The sequence below is a fragment of the Pseudoalteromonas sp. SR45-4 genome, assembly GCF_014163535.1.
In the GTDB taxonomy this organism is placed as follows: Bacteria; Pseudomonadota; Gammaproteobacteria; order Enterobacterales; family Alteromonadaceae; genus Pseudoalteromonas; species Pseudoalteromonas nigrifaciens.
On the sequence record NZ_JACJDO010000007.1, the window covers coordinates 42735 to 59172 of the forward strand.

At 38.1% G+C, this 16438-nt stretch carries 12 protein-coding genes and 5 tRNA genes; 9 read left to right on the forward strand and 8 right to left on the reverse strand.

All coding sequences use genetic code 11. From position 1 onward, the window contains the following. Positions 1-262: 262 nt before the first annotated feature. Positions 263-1462 carry a tyrosine--tRNA ligase gene (gene tyrS, locus H5058_RS05060; protein ID WP_011327246.1) on the forward strand — a complete coding sequence of 400 codons (1200 nt, stop codon included), beginning with the start codon at positions 263-265 and terminating at the stop codon, positions 1460-1462. Positions 1463-1557: 95 nt separating this feature from the next. Here the strand turns inward: tyrS and H5058_RS05065 are convergent, their stop codons facing one another. From H5058_RS05065 to folE2, 4 genes are all read right to left on the reverse strand, one after another. After that, positions 1558-2502, reverse strand: coding sequence for a cobalamin biosynthesis protein (locus H5058_RS05065; RefSeq protein WP_089367778.1), 945 nt, complete (start codon positions 2500-2502; stop codon positions 1558-1560). Further along, positions 2503-3210, reverse strand: a complete 708-nt coding sequence (gene mtnN / locus H5058_RS05070) for a 5'-methylthioadenosine/S-adenosylhomocysteine nucleosidase (protein WP_011327248.1) — start codon at positions 3208-3210, stop codon at positions 2503-2505. Positions 3211-3317: 107 nt separating this feature from the next. After that, a complete protein-coding gene (locus H5058_RS05075) occupies positions 3318-3914 on the reverse strand; it encodes a DUF2726 domain-containing protein (protein WP_011327249.1) in 597 nt (198 codons plus the stop codon). A 115-nt stretch (positions 3915-4029) separates the two neighbouring features. Continuing rightward, positions 4030-4950 (reverse strand): GTP cyclohydrolase FolE2, encoded by a 921-nt coding sequence (folE2, locus tag H5058_RS05080; protein ID WP_182677157.1) that lies wholly within the window; start codon positions 4948-4950, stop codon positions 4030-4032. A 213-nt stretch (positions 4951-5163) separates the two neighbouring features. Here folE2 and arcB point away from each other — a divergent pair, with 213 nt between their 5' ends. Then, positions 5164-7482 (forward strand): aerobic respiration two-component sensor histidine kinase ArcB, encoded by a 2319-nt coding sequence (arcB, locus tag H5058_RS05085; protein WP_182677159.1) that lies wholly within the window; start codon positions 5164-5166, stop codon positions 7480-7482. A gap of 4 nt (positions 7483-7486) precedes the next feature. On the opposite strand, the gene arcA is transcribed toward arcB, so the two are convergent. From arcA to trmB, 3 genes are all read right to left on the reverse strand, one after another. Then, the gene (gene arcA, locus H5058_RS05090; protein WP_011327252.1) at positions 7487-8203 is read right to left on the reverse strand and encodes a two-component system response regulator ArcA; all 717 of its coding nucleotides are present in this window, start codon (positions 8201-8203) and stop codon (positions 7487-7489) included. A 759-nt stretch (positions 8204-8962) separates the two neighbouring features. Continuing rightward, a complete protein-coding gene (locus H5058_RS05095; protein WP_182677161.1) occupies positions 8963-9988 on the reverse strand; it encodes a methyltransferase in 1026 nt (341 codons plus the stop codon). Between the two features lie 99 nt (positions 9989-10087). Beyond that, on the reverse strand, positions 10088-10813 hold the full coding sequence (gene trmB, locus H5058_RS05100) for a tRNA (guanosine(46)-N7)-methyltransferase TrmB (RefSeq protein WP_089367781.1): 726 nt from the start codon (positions 10811-10813) through the stop codon (positions 10088-10090). A 174-nt stretch (positions 10814-10987) separates the two neighbouring features. Between trmB and mutY the strand changes: the two genes are divergently transcribed. Then, complete coding sequence (gene mutY / locus H5058_RS05105) at positions 10988-12049, forward strand: A/G-specific adenine glycosylase (RefSeq protein ID WP_182677203.1); 1062 nt, start codon at positions 10988-10990, stop codon at positions 12047-12049. 34 nt (positions 12050-12083) lie between these two features. Next, positions 12084-12356: an oxidative damage protection protein gene (locus H5058_RS05110; RefSeq protein ID WP_011327256.1), complete on the forward strand. Its 273-nt coding sequence runs from the start codon at positions 12084-12086 to the stop codon at positions 12354-12356. 55 nt (positions 12357-12411) lie between these two features. Here the strand turns inward: H5058_RS05110 and H5058_RS05115 are convergent, their stop codons facing one another. Then, positions 12412-15186: a hybrid sensor histidine kinase/response regulator gene (locus H5058_RS05115; RefSeq protein ID WP_182677163.1), complete on the reverse strand. Its 2775-nt coding sequence runs from the start codon at positions 15184-15186 to the stop codon at positions 12412-12414. 251 nt (positions 15187-15437) lie between these two features. Here H5058_RS05115 and H5058_RS05120 point away from each other — a divergent pair. From H5058_RS05120 to H5058_RS05140, 5 genes are all read left to right on the forward strand, one after another. Next, positions 15438-15513 (forward strand) — tRNA-Phe (locus H5058_RS05120). 72 nt (positions 15514-15585) lie between these two features. Then, positions 15586-15661 (forward strand) — tRNA-Thr (locus tag H5058_RS05125). Positions 15662-15885: 224 nt separating this feature from the next. Then, a tRNA-Phe gene (locus tag H5058_RS05130) sits at positions 15886-15961 on the forward strand. A 59-nt stretch (positions 15962-16020) separates the two neighbouring features. Further along, a tRNA-Thr gene (locus H5058_RS05135) sits at positions 16021-16096 on the forward strand. Between the two features lie 144 nt (positions 16097-16240). After that, positions 16241-16316 (forward strand) — tRNA-Phe (locus tag H5058_RS05140). The last annotated feature ends 122 nt before the right edge of the window (positions 16317-16438 follow it).

Below are 16438 nucleotides of genomic sequence, written 5' to 3' on the forward strand. Positions count from 1 at the left end.
AGTAATTTAAAAACCAAAGCTGCAGCTGTTTGTGCTGTTTTTAAAGTGTTGCAAACAGTTATCTTTACTCGTTTATGCAACTTATGCCGCTTTGCCTTATTTAGTGACGCTATCGTTTAAAAAGTTGTTTTAATTAGGTAATAATTTGCTATCTTAGTTACATAGGTTTATTGACTCTAAAAGTGCTACTTATCTAGTAATAAGCCGCGAGCATATTAATAATTAACCCCTTCGTTAACAGAATTTTTTGGAGTAACACACAGTGGATTTACAAACCGCTCTTGCAGAGATAAAACGCGGTACAGAAGAGATATTAATTGAAGATGAGTTAGTTGAAAAATTAAAATCTGGAAAAAAACTAAAAATTAAAGCGGGCTTTGATCCAACCGCGCCTGATTTACACTTAGGTCACACGGTACTTATTAATAAAATGAAAACCTTTCAGGACTTAGGTCATGAGGTTGTATTTTTAATTGGTGACTTTACCGGTATGATTGGCGACCCAACAGGTAAAAACGTAACGCGTAAGCCGCTTACTCGCGAAGACGTGCTTGCTAATGCTGAGACTTATAAAGAGCAAGTATTTAAAATTCTTGATCCTGCAAAAACCACGGTCGCATTTAATTCTACCTGGATGGAAAATTTAGGCGCAGCTGGAATGATCAAACTTGCAGCACGCCAAACCGTTGCGCGTATGTTAGAGCGTGATGATTTTAAAAAGCGTTACGCTAGTGGCCAGTCTATTGCTATTCATGAGTTTTTATATCCGTTAGTGCAAGGTTGGGATTCGGTTGCACTTGAGGCTGATGTAGAGCTCGGTGGTACTGATCAGCGCTTTAACCTGCTAATGGGTCGTGAGCTACAAAAAGACGAAGGCCAAAAACCACAAACAGTAATAATGACGCCGTTATTAGAGGGCACCGATGGGGTGCAAAAAATGTCTAAATCGTTGGGTAACTATATAGGTATTACCGATGCGCCTAACGATATGTTTGGTAAAATAATGTCGATTAGTGATGTGCTAATGTGGCGTTACTACGACTTATTAAGCGGGCTGTCGATTGCTGGTATTAACGCGCAAAAAGAGCGTGTAGAGCAAGGTACAAATCCTCGTGATATTAAAATTGAGTTAGCAAAAGAGCTTATTGCGCGCTTTCATAGTGAAGCCGATGCACAAGCAGCTCATGATGACTTTATTCAGCGCTTTCAGAAAAAAGCTCTGCCGGATGAAATACCTGAACTAACAGTAACCATTGAGCAAGACAGCATTTTAATTGCTAACTTGCTTAAAGAAGCTAACTTAGTTGCTAGTACATCAGAAGCAATGCGCATGATTAAGCAAGGTGCAGTTAAGCTCAACGGCGAAGATAAAATTACAGACACTAAACTTGAAATAGCAAAAGGCAGTACGGCTATTTACCAAGTAGGTAAGCGTAAGTTTGCAAATATTACTGTAGCGTAAAGCTAAACGGTAAAACGCTAAAAACCAGCCACGGCTGGTTTTTTTGTGCTTATATTTTTTGTATTTTTAATAATAGGTGTGTAACTCGCCCTTAGCTAAATGTTTTTAAGTATTTCTATGCAAACAACGACCAGTAACCAAAATACCCGCGCTTGATTTAGTCTATTAATAGTAATCGGCACGTCCTCAGCAATAGGGAGGCGTTCGGTACCAATACGCATTTTGTTAAAACGTTCGCCAAAATACACTGCAGGCCCGCCTAGTTGTACGCCTAATGATGCAGAGCAAGTGCTTAAAAGCCACCCGGTATTAGTTTGATAAAAGTGCCTGCCATAATGCTTTATATAATGCATGCTTAGCTTGCTCGCTTTACTGGCTGCAATAGTCAGTGCCAATAAGCGCATAGGAATAAATTCAATAATAAACAAGGTAATTTTAAGCGGCTTTAAAAAAGGGCTGTTGGGTTTAATGTTACTGCGCCATGCCTGCTCAATTAAAGTAAGTAATCGATAGGCAAGCGCTGCAATAGGGCCAAGTACTAAAAAAACAAATATCACCACAAAGTAATATCTTGCAGTACGTAATATTAGGCTCTCTATTAAGGCTTTAATTATGCCTGCACCAGAGAGTTTAGTAACATCTCGGGCTACTAATGGCTTTAATAGCTCACGGGCGGCAGATTTTTGATTTTGTTTGGTAAGCTTAGCAATACGTAGTGCTTTTTTATCAATAGCTTTACTCTCAAGGCATAAATATAAAATAAGCCCGGCGAGTAATTCAGGGTAAAATGCAAATTCCAGTAGTAATACAATAATAATAAGTACCACACTTAAAATAAGTGTACTGGCAAGGGCTGCGGCTAAATATTGATAGCTATTGGGTTCTGCTGCTTTATAAATACGCTTACCAATAGCGCTAAAAATAGCCGTTAAAGCGGTGTTAGGATGATACCAACTAACAAGTGGTAAAAAGCGCTCAGCAAGGAGCGCCATTATAAATACAATAAAGTCCAAGTGATTTTGAACCATATTGCTGAGCATTTACAGTGAAACTGCCGTTAGCTTTTCAAGTAACGCCACTACCATTTTAGATGAATTGATTGATGCTGTTTCTAGGTATTCTTCAAACGACTGCGGCGACTCTTTGCCGGCAATATCTGACATCGAGCGAATAACCACAAACGGTGTATTAAGTGTATGACAGGTTTGCGCAATTGATGCCCCTTCCATTTCTACTGCAAGCATTGTAGGAAAGTCGCTACGGGCTTTTTCAATACGTATTGGGTCACACATAAATATGTCGCCGGTACAAATTAAACCAACTAAGGTTTTTACGTCACTAATTTGCGCAATAGTTTGCTCTGCGGCAGCCACTAATTTAGGGTGTGCTGCAAAACCTGCTGGCATTTGTGGTACTTGACCTATTTCGTAACCAAAGGCAGTTACATCAACATCATGATGACGAACTTCTGACGAAATAACTACATCGCCCACATTTAATGACGGATCAAAGCCGCCGGCAGAGCCGGTGTTAATTACGCAATCAGGGGCGAAGTTGTCAATAAGTAATGTAGTTGCAATAGTTGATGCTACTTTACCAATACCAGATTGAACCAATGTTACTGTGTTACCTGCTAATTCACCGGTATAAAAAGTAAAACCAGCTTTAGTTAAAGTTTGTGGATTTTGCATTGCTTCGCGCAAAATTTTAACTTCTGGCTCCATTGCGCCAATAATACCAACATTCATAGTGTTAAGTTCCTGAGTTTGAATGCGCTGATTATACGTGAAGTTAGCGCTAAAAAACAAAAAAGCGAGCAGTTTTACTTTGCTCGCTTTTTATTATGTTATTTACGTTAAATTTCGGCTAGTGCTGTAGAGTGCGCTTTAGCTTGAGAGGGTGATAGCACCGCTGGTTTTTGAACTCGGGTACGAATAGGGCGAGCTGTTTGCGTAGCCGCAGGTTTGCCGAGTTTAAACATAATAGCGTCGCGTACTTCACTTGGGCGATAGCCTGATTTTACTTTCATACGAATATGCGGGATGCCAGCGGCCTCTAATGCGCCATTAACAAACCAGTCGCGTTGTGCTTTATGGCCATCTTTATTGGCATTGTTTACTAAGTCTACGGCTGCCACTATGGTCATTTTTTCTTTATCGACTAGCACAAAATCAAGCTGTTTATTTTTAGCTTTAGCCATTGCTGCACGCTTAGACTTTGCCGATAAACCTTGTTTGCAATCAATCACGTCGATTAGTTTTACACGACTAACAATTTTATACTGATCGCCCACTGCGCGTTCTAATAAATTTAAAAAAGCACTTTCTACTTGAGTAAATACATTTTGCTTGCGGGTAAAAGGATAAGGGTTTCCGCCATCATCGTTAAACTTTGACGCAACAACAGAGGCCCCAACAACTAATACTAAAATTGATAATAAAGCGAATTCCATACGGTAACTCCATAACAACAAATTGACACTGCTTAAGTAAAGCAATTAACGTGCCTAAATTAGTTAGTTAAGTAGTATGTTCCCGTATGGATATTGAACACTGCAAAATAAGAACTTAAGCTCTATAACCGCCAGCAACGCCTTTAACTGCAATAGCGAGTGCGTCGTGCGCATGCAGCGATTCGTAATGATTTATTTGTAACCAGTAATCACTGTATTGCTGTGTTTCTAGTAGCGCTTTAATTTTACGAGCAGCATCTTCACAAAACATTAAATTTTGACCATTTAGGCGGGCAAACTCTTGTTCATCTTCACGTTTCACTGCCGCTTGTACTGGCGTTTTTAATTCATCTTCAATCGTGTTAATTAAATTAACTACGTCAAATTGAGTAATATTACTGTCGAGCTTTACTTTTACATTAGCAATTGAGCGCTGCGAGTGTGGGGTGGCTACAATACCTTGCGTAGTACCTAGCCATTCTAGTGCTTCTTTTTGACAGAGGGTTTCTTGACTGAATTTTTCGGCAAATGCATTTTGTATCAGCTGACGCGCAAGTGCCGCTGAACATGGGCAAGTTGATGAATAGGTTACATCAACACTTAGCTCGTAATTAATAACACCTTGTTCAATTGTGCTGGTTAATATAACGGGGTAGCTTTTCCAGCCAGCCTTGCCGCTTAATAACGATTTACGGCGCAGTGGTAATTCAAACTTAAATTCTATAAGTGCTTTATCACTTAAGCCTTCGTGGCTACTAATAAAAAAATCGAGCGCTTGAGCCAATGTTTGAGGATTAACTTGCTGCTCAGTAGAGAGCGTGTCGAGCGCTAAAAATAAGCGCGACATATGAATGCCTTTTGCATCTTCTTTGTGTAAGTTTACAAAAGCACGGGCTTTAGCATTAACAGTAACTGGCGTTATGCCATGCGACTCAAAAATAAATGGCAGTTCAATTTCACCCATTCCCACCCAGTCTAATGTACCAGTTTGTAAGGCGGGAGCCGTGTTAGCTATATCGGGCATATTAGTTTGCATGGTGTGTTACTCGTTATTAGCAATAATAAAGCGCCGCATTTTACACTAAATAATTTATTGCTGGAATGATGAGTTGTAGCCAGCTAATGATTCAAACAATAAATATTAGAGTTTTTATCGCACAACATGAAAATAGCTGATAGAAAATGCTAAAATTAACCATAACATGCAATTTAAACCTTTTTGTAATTAAGCTAAGAGAAACACTGATATATGACCGATTCTTCTTTGAGCCCTTGGGCTCGAGTTCTTTCTAGTTTAATAACTCGGTTTGGTGAGTTTAAAACTGCAGCCATTTGCTATGCTTTGTTATTGGCAGTTTCGCTTGTTTTATCAAGTATGTTTTATTATGTTGCCGTTGGAGAAGTTAATCTTGTTGATATATTGGCAGTGGTATTTTTTACCTCTGTGGTATCGCCTCTGGTTATAAGCGTGCTAATAAATTCAATCAGGCAACTAGATGCCTCCTATGCATATTTAGACAGTGCGACAAAACAAGAAAAGCTACTCAATCAAACATTAAAAGATAATATAAATCGCTTAAATGTAGAAATTGATGAGCGTAAAATGGCGTTCCATGCCAAGCACCGGGCAATAGAAGAGCTAAGAAAAGAAATTGCTGAGCGTAAAAAAACACAACAAGAGCTTGCCCAGCAAAGTATGCTACAGCGCTCAATAGTAGACTCCTCCCCCGATTTATTTTATTACCGCGACAACAACGGTGTGTTTGCTGGCTGTAATAAAATGTTTGAAGAAGTAATGGGTAAAACCAGTGACGAATTTATCGGTAAGAGTGCTGAACAAATATTTCCTAATCAATTTTTATCTGAAGTTTTAAAAACCGATAAACAGGTAGAGCAAACTCATCAAGCATTAACTATAGATGTTCAATACGATGTGGGCGGCGAAACGCGTTGGTTTGAATTACGTAAATTGCCATTTATTAACGATAAAGGTGAGTACATAGGTTTACTTGCATTTGGCCGTGATATTACGAGTCGTAAAGAGGCTGCAGAAGCACTTGAAACAGCCTACAAAGATAAAGGTAAGTTTATTGCCACTTTGAGCCATGAGTTGCGTACACCACTTAATGGCATTGTTGGTTTAACACGTATGTTGCTTGATACAGAGCTTAATAAACAGCAGCGTAGTTGGTGTAATACGGTGTTTTCGAGTGCCGAAACACTAGGTAATATATTTAACGACATTATAGATTTAGACAAAATAGACAGAGAGCAGTTAGATATTGCAACTAATGCTATAAACGTATCTGACTTTATTAACGATGTGGTTAACTTTGCAGGCCTAATTGCTGAACAAAAAGATCTTTCTTTTGATATTAAACGCTTAGGCATGCTAGATATTTATGCGCAACTAGATCCAACCCGACTTCGCCAAGTTGTTTGGAACTTAATAAATAATGCGGTTAAATTTACTCATAAGGGCAGTGTAACCCTTACCTGTATTCGTGAAAATCGAGATGATGGCCCTTGGCTTACCATGAAAATATCAGACACCGGAGAAGGCATACCAGCCGAACAGCTCTCTCGTATTTTTGATATGTATTATAAAGCGCCAGATCTTAAAGGCACCAATGCTATTGGTTCTGGCATTGGCTTAGCAGTAACCAAAGCCTTAGTTGATGCAATGCAGGGGATTATTTCGGTTAATAGTACCGAAGGCGAGGGGAGCTGCTTTATAGTAGAAATACCGTTAATTTTATGTAGCGCACCCACTGAGAATAGTTATGTAGGACGCAGCTTAAATATACTGTTAGTAGAAGATGTGCCGTTAAATGCCGAAATTGCGACTAACTTACTTGAACAGCGTGGTCATGAAGTTATTTGGGCTGAGACCGGCGAAGATGCATTGTCTTTTGTAGAAACTGAAGACGATTTAGATTTGATCTTACTTGATATGCAGTTACCCGATATAAACGGTGATGAAGTAGCAAGGCAAATAAGAGCCGATAGCCATTTTGATAAATTACCTATTGTAGCGCTTACCGCAAATGTGCGCAGTGCAGAGCAAGAGCTAGAGGGGATTTTAATCCAAGGAGCGCTCGCTAAGCCTATCAATACGGTAAAACTAGATAAAATATTAGCTGATTTATTTGGTATAAAACAAACAAGAAGTAATGAGCCACAATTAAAAGTAAGTGCAGCAGCGCTTGCTGACATTAATGCACATTTACTTGATGTTGAAACTATAGAAGACTTTGTAAACTCAATGGGTTTGGTGGTGTTTAAACGCAGTAGTCAGTTATTTGAAAAACTCAATCCCCAGTATCAGCAAGAGTTACTTACCTCGTTAAACTCAGGCGACAGAGAAGAATATAAATCAGTTGCACATAAGCTTAAAGGTGCTGCGGGATCTGTAGGCTTAAATGATGTGCAATTACATGCAAAAGTAATGGAGTATGGTGCGCTGAATGAATCTGACGAGGTATTAAAGCAGTGGTTAGATGTTTTAGCAGACAAAATAAATGAAGGACAACATGCCCTTCATTTATTCTTACAGCAATTAGAGTAACTAATTAGCTGTCGATTTTACCAATGAAGCGATAACCTTCACCATGAATGGTGCTGATCAACTCAGTTGTTGAGTTGTCGCTTTCAAAGTGCTTACGAATACGACGAATTGTAACATCAACTGTTCTATCGTTTGCACGTAGCTCACGGCCAGTCATGTGTTTAATTAATTGCTCACGGCTAAAAATACGACCTGGAGAGTCAAGCATTAAACGCAGTGCTCTGTATTCGCCTTTAGGTAGACGTTTTGCGTCTCCACCTGGAGAAGTAAGACAGCGACTGTTTTCGTCAAGTTCCCAACCGTTAAACGTAATTACACCATTTGTTTCAAGTGCAGACTCTTCACCACCTAGGGCAGTACGAGTAATTAAATTACGCGCACGAATAGTTAATTCGCGAGGATTAAACGGTTTAGTAATATAGTCATCAGCACCAATTTCTAGGCCTAAAATACGATCTACATCATTGTCACGGCCTGTTAAGAAAATAAGACCGACTTTGCGTTTTTGGCGTAACTCACGTGCTAAAATTAGCCCGTTTTTACCCGGTAGATTGATATCCATAACTACAAGATTGACGTCGTCATTATTTGTAAGCTTATCATGCATGTCATCGCCATCAATGGCTTCAATAACTTTGTAACCTTCAGCTTCAAATAAACTAACGAGGTTTAGTCTAGTTACGTCTTCATCCTCTACTATCAGAATGACTGGCGTTTGCATTTTTAATTAACCTTTTGGTGTGTTTTATTTATAAAAAAACCGGTATAGTTTTATAAACCGATTACTAAAAGAGTATAGGATTATATCTAATTGTTAACAAGTAAAAACAATTAGAGAAAAACAGCAGGATCCGCACAGCCTACTTAAAAGGTATAGAGTAAAGCTACTGTTTAATTGATCTTTAAAATTGGATGCATATTTTGAATTATTAAAGTCAAAGCCATTTCCCTTTAGTAATTGATACATCCATCAATCAGGTAAAGATACTTAAAATAATCAGACTAATTCAAAACGAAATTATATCACTTTCCAACCTTTCATCAATGTATGTGATATCTTAAAAGCATTAAAGTTCAGAAAATATTTAACTTTAAGCAGTTAATTCACTAAATAATATAGTTGAATAACGAATGCTCTATTAATGAGGTCATAAAGTTAAAATTCAAGAGCATGCTTATAATTAATCAGTACGTTATTGAAGCTGTGGTGTTGTTGGTGAGTGTCGTTTTTACTTTAACTATAAAAGCTGTTTTACGCTCAGAGTTTACTTGGATATTACTTAACAGGTTTGCCAGCAGATAGACGGCTTGAAATAGTTCTCGTACCCTACCCTTATTTATTTGTTATAAAAAGGTCAAATACTTGATTTTACTATTCCCCTCAATATTTTGACTATTATTGCTAAGCGGTAAAAATTCAGGAGGGTAATTAATTTTATAAATAAGTTTGAGCACGTGAGGTGCTCAAACATGAGCATTATTAACTGCTGTAAACGGCAAACTTATTATTTTTAAACACGGTGTGATAGTTATCAAATTGTGCTTCTAAAATTGGCGGGTATTTTAAAAAGCTATTAGCAACAATATTCAACTTACCTGCTTTAGTTAGGTGCTGTTTAGCATTGGCTAAAAAGGTTTCAGCCACTGTGTAGTCGGTTGCAATACCGGTATGAAAAGGTGGGTTACTAATAATAAGATCGAACTTACCTGTAATGTTAGTAAGTCCATCACTTAAGAGGGCTTCGCCTTTAATGTTATTAAGCTTAAGGGTTTGCGTTGTTGCATAGATTGCCAAAGCGCTCACATCACTACAAACAAAGCTCAATGTCGGATTTTGCAGCCCTAAATAAGTTGCAATTAAGCCAGCGCCACAACCAAAATCGAGCACAGTACCTTGCTTAATAAACGGAGCGTTTTCAAGCAATATTTTAGTGCCAACATCTAAATTACCGTGATTAAATACCCCAGGAATACTGATAGCGGTAAATTCGCTATCGGCCACACTGACCGTAAATGGCTTATGATAATCGCTAATATTAAACTGACTAAGTTGTTTAAGCTCTGCAAATGAATATAAAACACAGTGCTTTGCTGAGTCTATTTTATTACTAAAATTAGCTTTATCAGTAAGCTGTTTTTCTATTGATTTAACACCACTCTTATTTTCGCCAACCACCAGTAACTCAGCATCTGCTGTAATTACTGCGCGTATATTATCAAGCGCCATAAGAACTTCAGGTTTTGATTTTGGATAGTAAAGAATCACTAAATCAAAGTCGTTACCGCTAATACAGTGGTTTACACATACATCAACGCCGGGTGTGTTTTTGGCAAATTCGCCATTAGCATGATTGTAGCTAAAGGCGGTTATTTTACTCTCAGGGTTGCGCTTTTTAAGCTCGGCTAAAAAGCCATCTTGAACAAAGTTGACCACCAATATAGATTTCCCAACTAACTTTTCGCTATTGCGAAGTAACAGTAGGCTTGGATTGGTTAATACGCTCATAAATGGCTTTACCTTACAGATTATATAATTTACAGAGTTATGTACTTAACCTAAATGTTGGTTAATGTTGGTTAAGGTATTTATTATCCGAAATACAGATTACTTAGTGCGTTCAAACATTAAGTCCCACACACCATGACCTAAACGATGGCCGCGTTGCTCAAACTTGGTTAACGGGCGTAAATCAGGGCGTGGTACGTAGTCGTTTGTTGCTGACTGGTTTTTAAAGCCAGGCGCAGCTTGCATTACTTCAAGCATATGCTCAGCATAATTTTCCCAGTCGGTAGCCATATGAAAAACACCGCCCATTTTTAACTGTGAACGTAATTTTTCAACAAACTCGCCTTGTACAATACGGCGTTTATGGTGACGCTTTTTATGCCAAGGATCAGGGAAAAACAATTGTAAGGTTGTTAAACTTTCATCTGCTATACAATCGGCTAAAACTTCAACCGCATCGTGTTCAAAAATACGCAGATTAGTAATACCCGCTTCATCAGCATCCATTAAACAAGCACCAACGCCTGGGCGGTGTACTTCTATGCCAATAAAGTTTAAATGCGGGGCATTTTTTGCCATTTCAACCAGTGATTTGCCCATACCAAAACCAATTTCTAGCACTACATCATTGTTATTGCCAAAAACTTCGCTTAAATCAAGCATGCCATTTTTATGCTCTAAGCCCATTATTGGCCAGCATTTTTCGATAGCGGCAGCTTGGCCTTTGGTTAAACGACCTTCGCGCTTTACAAAACTACGAATAGTGCGGATATACTTACCTTCTTGCTTTGCTTGCTCAAGATTAGTGTTACTTGATTCACTCATATTATTGGCCTGACAAAAATAACTGGTTTAAAAAATGGTTGCGTATTATCCCTGACCAAGCCATGGATAACAAGCTCTAGCTGATTTTACTAGGTGTATAGAGGCGCTATAGCTTGATCTTTTCACTAACTGCAATAAACTGAGCCGCCATTGAGCATACGTAAAAAGTAAACTATTTTGGATTTAAATAAACAGCAGTCTGATTGGTTTTCTAACCAAGTGGTTGATTGGTATCACCTTCATGGTAGAAAAACGCTGCCGTGGCAGTTAACAAAAACACCCTATAAAGTATGGGTGTCTGAAGTGATGTTACAACAAACTCAAGTAGTGACCGTTATCCCTTATTTTGAAAGGTTTATGCAAAGCTTTCCCGATATTATTGCTTTAGCTAACGCCGATGAAGATCAGGTGCTGCATCACTGGACTGGTTTAGGGTATTACGCAAGGGCACGTAACTTACATAAAACAGCTAAAATAGTTCGTGACAAGTATCAGGGGCAGTTTCCTACAACGCTTGAAGAGGTTATTGATTTACCCGGAATAGGGCGCTCTACAGCCGGTGCAGTGTTATCACTTTCACTTGGGCAGCATCACCCCATACTCGATGGTAATGTTAAGCGAGTATTAGCCCGTTTTTTTATGGTTGAAGGCTGGTATGGTGTTAAAAAAGTCGAAAGCCAACTTTGGCATTTGAGCGAGCAGCTAACGCCTAAAAATAACGTAACCGAGTTTAATCAAGCTATGATGGATTTAGGCTCGAGCTTATGTTCGCGTAGTCGTTTTGACTGCCCTGCATGTCCGTTAAGTAGCCGCTGTGGTGCATTTAAAACGCAGCAGGTAAAAACATTCCCACACTCAAAACCTAAAAAAGCAGTGCCGAAAAAAAGCTGCCATCAGTTAATTATTAAACATGATGATAAAGTGCTCATGGAAAAACGGCCTAACTCAGGAATATGGGGCGGGTTGTTTGGCTTTTTTGAGTTTAATGAGTTGAGCGAACTAGAGGTGTTTATAGCGCAGCAAGGGCTAACAGCTGACTTAGTGGCGCTTGAACCCTTTACCCATATATTTTCGCACTTTGAACTTACTATTAATCCACATGTGCTAAATGTAGTACAAGTTCCAGATGTAATTAACGACCGACAATTAGTTTGGTACCCACTAGATCAGTCAATTGAGGTGGGTTTAGCAGCACCAACTAAAAAGTTGGTTAAACAAATTGCACCAATAGGTTAGACTTGTTTATAACTATCGCTAAAGAGAATTAATTATGGCACGTACAGTATTTTGTCAAAAGTTACAAAAAGAAGCTGAAGGGCTTGGATTTCAATTATATCCTGGCGAAATAGGCGAAAAAATCTTTAACAATATCTCTAAAGAGGCTTGGGCGCAGTGGCAGCACAAGCAAACAATGCTGATTAACGAAAAGCATTTAAATATGATGGACCCAGAGCATCGTAGCTTTTTAGAGCAGCAAATGGTTGGTTTTTTGTTTGAAAACAAAGAAGTAGAAATTGAAGGCTACAAACCACCAGAAAAGTAATTGTTATGTGGTATAAAAAAAGGGCTAAATAGCCCTTTTTTTATACCTAAATTAATTAACTCGGTTGTTCTTGCTGCTCGGCACTTTTAATTTGCTCTTTTAAAAATTGAGCAGCTTTAGAATATTCAATTTCTAATTGATCTCTTAAATCAATTAACTTATCGCTGTTTAGTTCATCTGTTTTACATTGCTCTTCAAACACGACGGCCAGTTCAGCGACGCGATGCGCCCCAATGGTTTTAGATATAGACTTTAATTGATGACACCCCTCAAGAATCTCATTAACGTTGCTTTGCATAACACCAAAGTTAATCGACTTTATTAGCTCTTGGCTTTGCTCTAAATACATTTTAAAAAAACGTATTTTCTTCGCGTCATCGCCATTAATGTATTTAGCTACTGAATCCATATCTATTGGCATTGCTGGCTTTTGATGTGGTATGTCTATGCTCTTGTGATTACTTTTTTCATTCCAGCGTATTAGTGTATTTTCTAAAACGTTAAGCTCAACCGGCTTAGTAATAAAGTCGTTAATACCAACAGCTAAACAGCGTTCTTTTTCACCTTTTAAAGAGTTGGCTGTCACGGCTATTATATAAGGCTGTGAAATAACCGAACCTAGCATTTCGGCCTCATTGCGGATTTTTTCGACCATATCGCAGCCCGACATTATCGGCATATGTAAATCGGTTAAAATGAGCGAATAGTTACCTTTTCGCCACATATTAATCCCTTCCTCACCGTTATTAGCTACTTCAACACCGTAACCTAAGATGTGCAGTTGATCAGTTATAACTTGCTGATTCAAAATGTTATCTTCAACTAACAAAATAAGCTTGTTAGCGGCTAAAGCTTGCTCTGTAGTTAAATGGTTATCGTATGCTATGTTTTTTTTAATGTGCTTAGGCTGATGTAAACCTGCAGCTACAAGTATTGATAGCATAAAGTTAGACTTACATAATGGCGTTGCGTTAATATAAAAAATATTTTTATGATTAATAGCTGCATCATCTAGCTTGCTTAAAACGACAACCTGCTGATTATTATCCTCTAAAGAGTAAAGTAAACGCCTTAAAAATGCATTTATGCTGTCCATATTATCAATACCATCAACAACCCAAATGATATCTTTAGCATCGTGCAGAGACTCAATTTCTTGCTCGTTATGCACATAGGTTATTTTAGCGCCCATAAATGATAAATAACGATAGATTACTTTTTCACGGTCAACATTATTGCTTACTACAACAATATGCCTGCCATCTAAGCTATTTTTATGTGCGAACTTAATTTTTCCTGAGGTACTAAATGGCAGTTCTACAGTGAACTCACTGCCTATACCAATATTACTATTAACCGATATAGTACCTAACATTAACTCGGTTAAACTTTTACAAATTGACAAGCCAAGGCCGGTTCCACCGTATTCTCTGGTTATTGAGCTTTCCGCTTGAATAAACGGATTAAATATTTCTCTTAATTGCGCTTGGCTCATGCCTTTACCATTATCGGTTACACAAAAACGTAAAGTGAAGTGCTCTGCAGTGTTGTGAGCTACCTCTACAGATATATTAACCTGCCCCTTATGCGACTCAGTTGTACTCGTAAACTTAATCGCATTACTGCATAGGTTATATAGTATCTGACGTACTCGAGTGTTATCACCAATAAGGTTAATAGGGATATCAGGAGCAATTGATAGGTTTAAATCGAGATCGCGGTGCTTGGCTATAGAAGAAAGTACGCGCACCACCTCTTCAATCGTATCGGTGACAGAAAATGGGATAGGGTCAATATTAAGTTTACCAGCTTCAATTTTAGAAAAATCTAAAATGTCGTCCAAAATACTCAGTAAAGAAAATGCAGATTCACGAATAATAGTACTAAGACGATATTGTGAGCCGTCTAAATTTGTTTGGCGCAGTAAATCTATAGTCCCTATAACGCCATTCATAGGGGTTCTAATTTCATGGCTCATAGTCGCTAAAAAGGTTGTTTTAGTTTCACTCGCTTTTTGCGCATTTAAAGTTTCTTTTTCAAGTGCAAGGGTTCGAGTTTGCACTTCAATTTCGAGATTGTTTTGCAGTTTTTGTAATTCTTTTTGAGTTTTTTCATTCTCAGATAAAGCTGCCTGTACTTTTTTTAATAAAAAATTAATATTTAGTGCAATCACATTCAAGCCATTGCCTAACTGTTCATTTACAGTGCTGTTAAAATTACTGCTATCAGTTATAGCCTGTAATTCTTCGCTGAGTAAGCCCGTACTCTTACGTAAACGGTTATTAATATATTGATTTAATAGCAGCGCTAATACAAATAATGTAATAACCGCTATACAAGCCATAAAATAGGCGCTCAATAATGACGTTTGTTTAGTTAATGTAGGTGGGGATTTTTTTTGCTTTAAAATAAGCTCGCCAATAGGTTGATCGTTAAGCGTTAAAACATTATGCAGTACACCTTGATCAACTAAGTGCTCGTTAAGTTTAATAGCAGCAATTGCAGGTTTGTTAGTGCTATACACTAGCTCAGTTTGTGCTGTAGCGCTAAAGCGATAGAGCGTGTATTCAAAATTGTCACTAAATATAGAGGTAAGTTCAAGCAGCTCTTGCACTTTACCTTGTCCGTAAATGGTTAAAGCGTCGACAAGAGGTGCTTCTAGCTTGTTAGCCAGTGAAGTAATATCAATAAGCGGTGTGCTTTTTTTAGTACTTGCTTCACTTTGAGAATAAAGTGAAAAGGCAATTATAAATAGTATGGTTATAATTACATTACTTAATAAAAAAAGAGGTAACAAACCTTTTATCACTGAAGAGAACTTACTCTGCATGGATTTTTCCTAATTGGTATATTAATAACACGGTAAGCCTTTACCGTACTTTGAATAGAACGATGTAAAAAATACACAATAATATTAGCATAGTTTAAGTTAAAGTTATGATGCTACTTTTTGCTGGTTTGTAGTATAAATGAGCGGTATTAATTAAAAAAGTCCCGAGTTGCATAAAAACCGTGCAAACAGTTATTAAGAATGAAAAAAAAGTTGACTTGTATCGGTAAAACTCGTTTAATACGCCGCACGCCCAGATAGCTCAGTCGGTAGAGCAGAGGATTGAAAATCCTCGTGTCCGTGGTTCGATTCCGCGTCTGGGCACCATTATTAAATAATAGTGTTTGAAATCAAAGATATTAAACAGTATTATGCGTGCCTTAGCACACAGTTTTGTGTGCCGACTTAGCTCAGCTGGTAGAGCAACTGACTTGTAATCAGTAGGTCAACCGTTCGACTCGGTTAGTCGGCACCATTTATAATGTAATTTGAATAAGGGAAGCTGTAATCAGTAGTCTGTTCAAGTTACCCGCCGATTCGGTTAGTCGGCACCATTTATAATGTAATTTGAAAAGAAAAGCTGTAATCAGTAATATGTTCAAGTTACCTGTCGACTTAGTTGATCGGCACTATTTATTTACTAAATTAGTTTAGTATAAAGTTAGCTTAGAATATTTAGTTAACTCGCACAGTTTATGTGCCTCGATAGCTCAGTCGGTAGAGCAGAGGATTGAAAATCCTCGTGTCCGTGGTTCGATTCCGCGTCGAGGCACCATTTATTAAAAGTTATCAATCTTTAAAATTGATAAAGTGCCTTAGCACACAGTTTTGTGTGCCGACTTAGCTCAGCTGGTAGAGCAACTGACTTGTAATCAGTAGGTCAACCGTTCGACTCGGTTAGTCGGCACCATTTATAATGTAATTTGAAAAGAAAGCTGTAATCAGTAGTCTGTTCAAGTTACCCGTCGACTCGGTTAGTCGGCACTATTTATTTACTAAATTAGTTTAGTATAAAGTTAACTTAGAATATTTAGTTAACTCGCACAGTTTATGTGCCTCGATAGCTCAGTCGGTAGAGCAGAGGATTGAAAATCCTCGTGTCCGTGGTTCGATTCCGCGTCGAGGCACCATTTATTAAAAACCTCACTCTTGTGAGGTTTTTTTGTTTTTACGGTATTATTTTTCCCTGCAGGCCATTCTATACAGCTTAAAATTGTTCCAGAAAATTTTAAGCTCATACACTACTTACCAA

Excerpts from the sequence above, each read along its gene's own strand:
- folE2 (WP_182677157.1), bottom strand. The coding sequence starts at position 4,950 with ATGCAAACTAATATGCCCGATATAGCTAACACGGCTCCCGCCTTACAA.
- H5058_RS05065 (WP_089367778.1), bottom strand. The coding sequence starts at position 2,502 with ATGCTCAGCAATATGGTTCAAAATCACTTGGACTTTATTGTATTTATA.
- arcB (WP_182677159.1), top strand. The coding sequence starts at position 5,164 with ATGACCGATTCTTCTTTGAGCCCTTGGGCTCGAGTTCTTTCTAGTTTA.
- H5058_RS05110 (WP_011327256.1), top strand. The coding sequence starts at position 12,084 with ATGGCACGTACAGTATTTTGTCAAAAGTTACAAAAAGAAGCTGAAGGG.
- mtnN (WP_011327248.1), bottom strand. The coding sequence starts at position 3,210 with ATGAATGTTGGTATTATTGGCGCAATGGAGCCAGAAGTTAAAATTTTG.
- H5058_RS05115 (WP_182677163.1), bottom strand. The coding sequence starts at position 15,186 with ATGCAGAGTAAGTTCTCTTCAGTGATAAAAGGTTTGTTACCTCTTTTT.
- arcA (WP_011327252.1), bottom strand. The coding sequence starts at position 8,203 with ATGCAAACGCCAGTCATTCTGATAGTAGAGGATGAAGACGTAACTAGA.
- H5058_RS05095 (WP_182677161.1), bottom strand. The coding sequence starts at position 9,988 with ATGAGCGTATTAACCAATCCAAGCCTACTGTTACTTCGCAATAGCGAA.
- H5058_RS05075 (WP_011327249.1), bottom strand. The coding sequence starts at position 3,914 with ATGGAATTCGCTTTATTATCAATTTTAGTATTAGTTGTTGGGGCCTCT.
- trmB (WP_089367781.1), bottom strand. The coding sequence starts at position 10,813 with ATGAGTGAATCAAGTAACACTAATCTTGAGCAAGCAAAGCAAGAAGGT.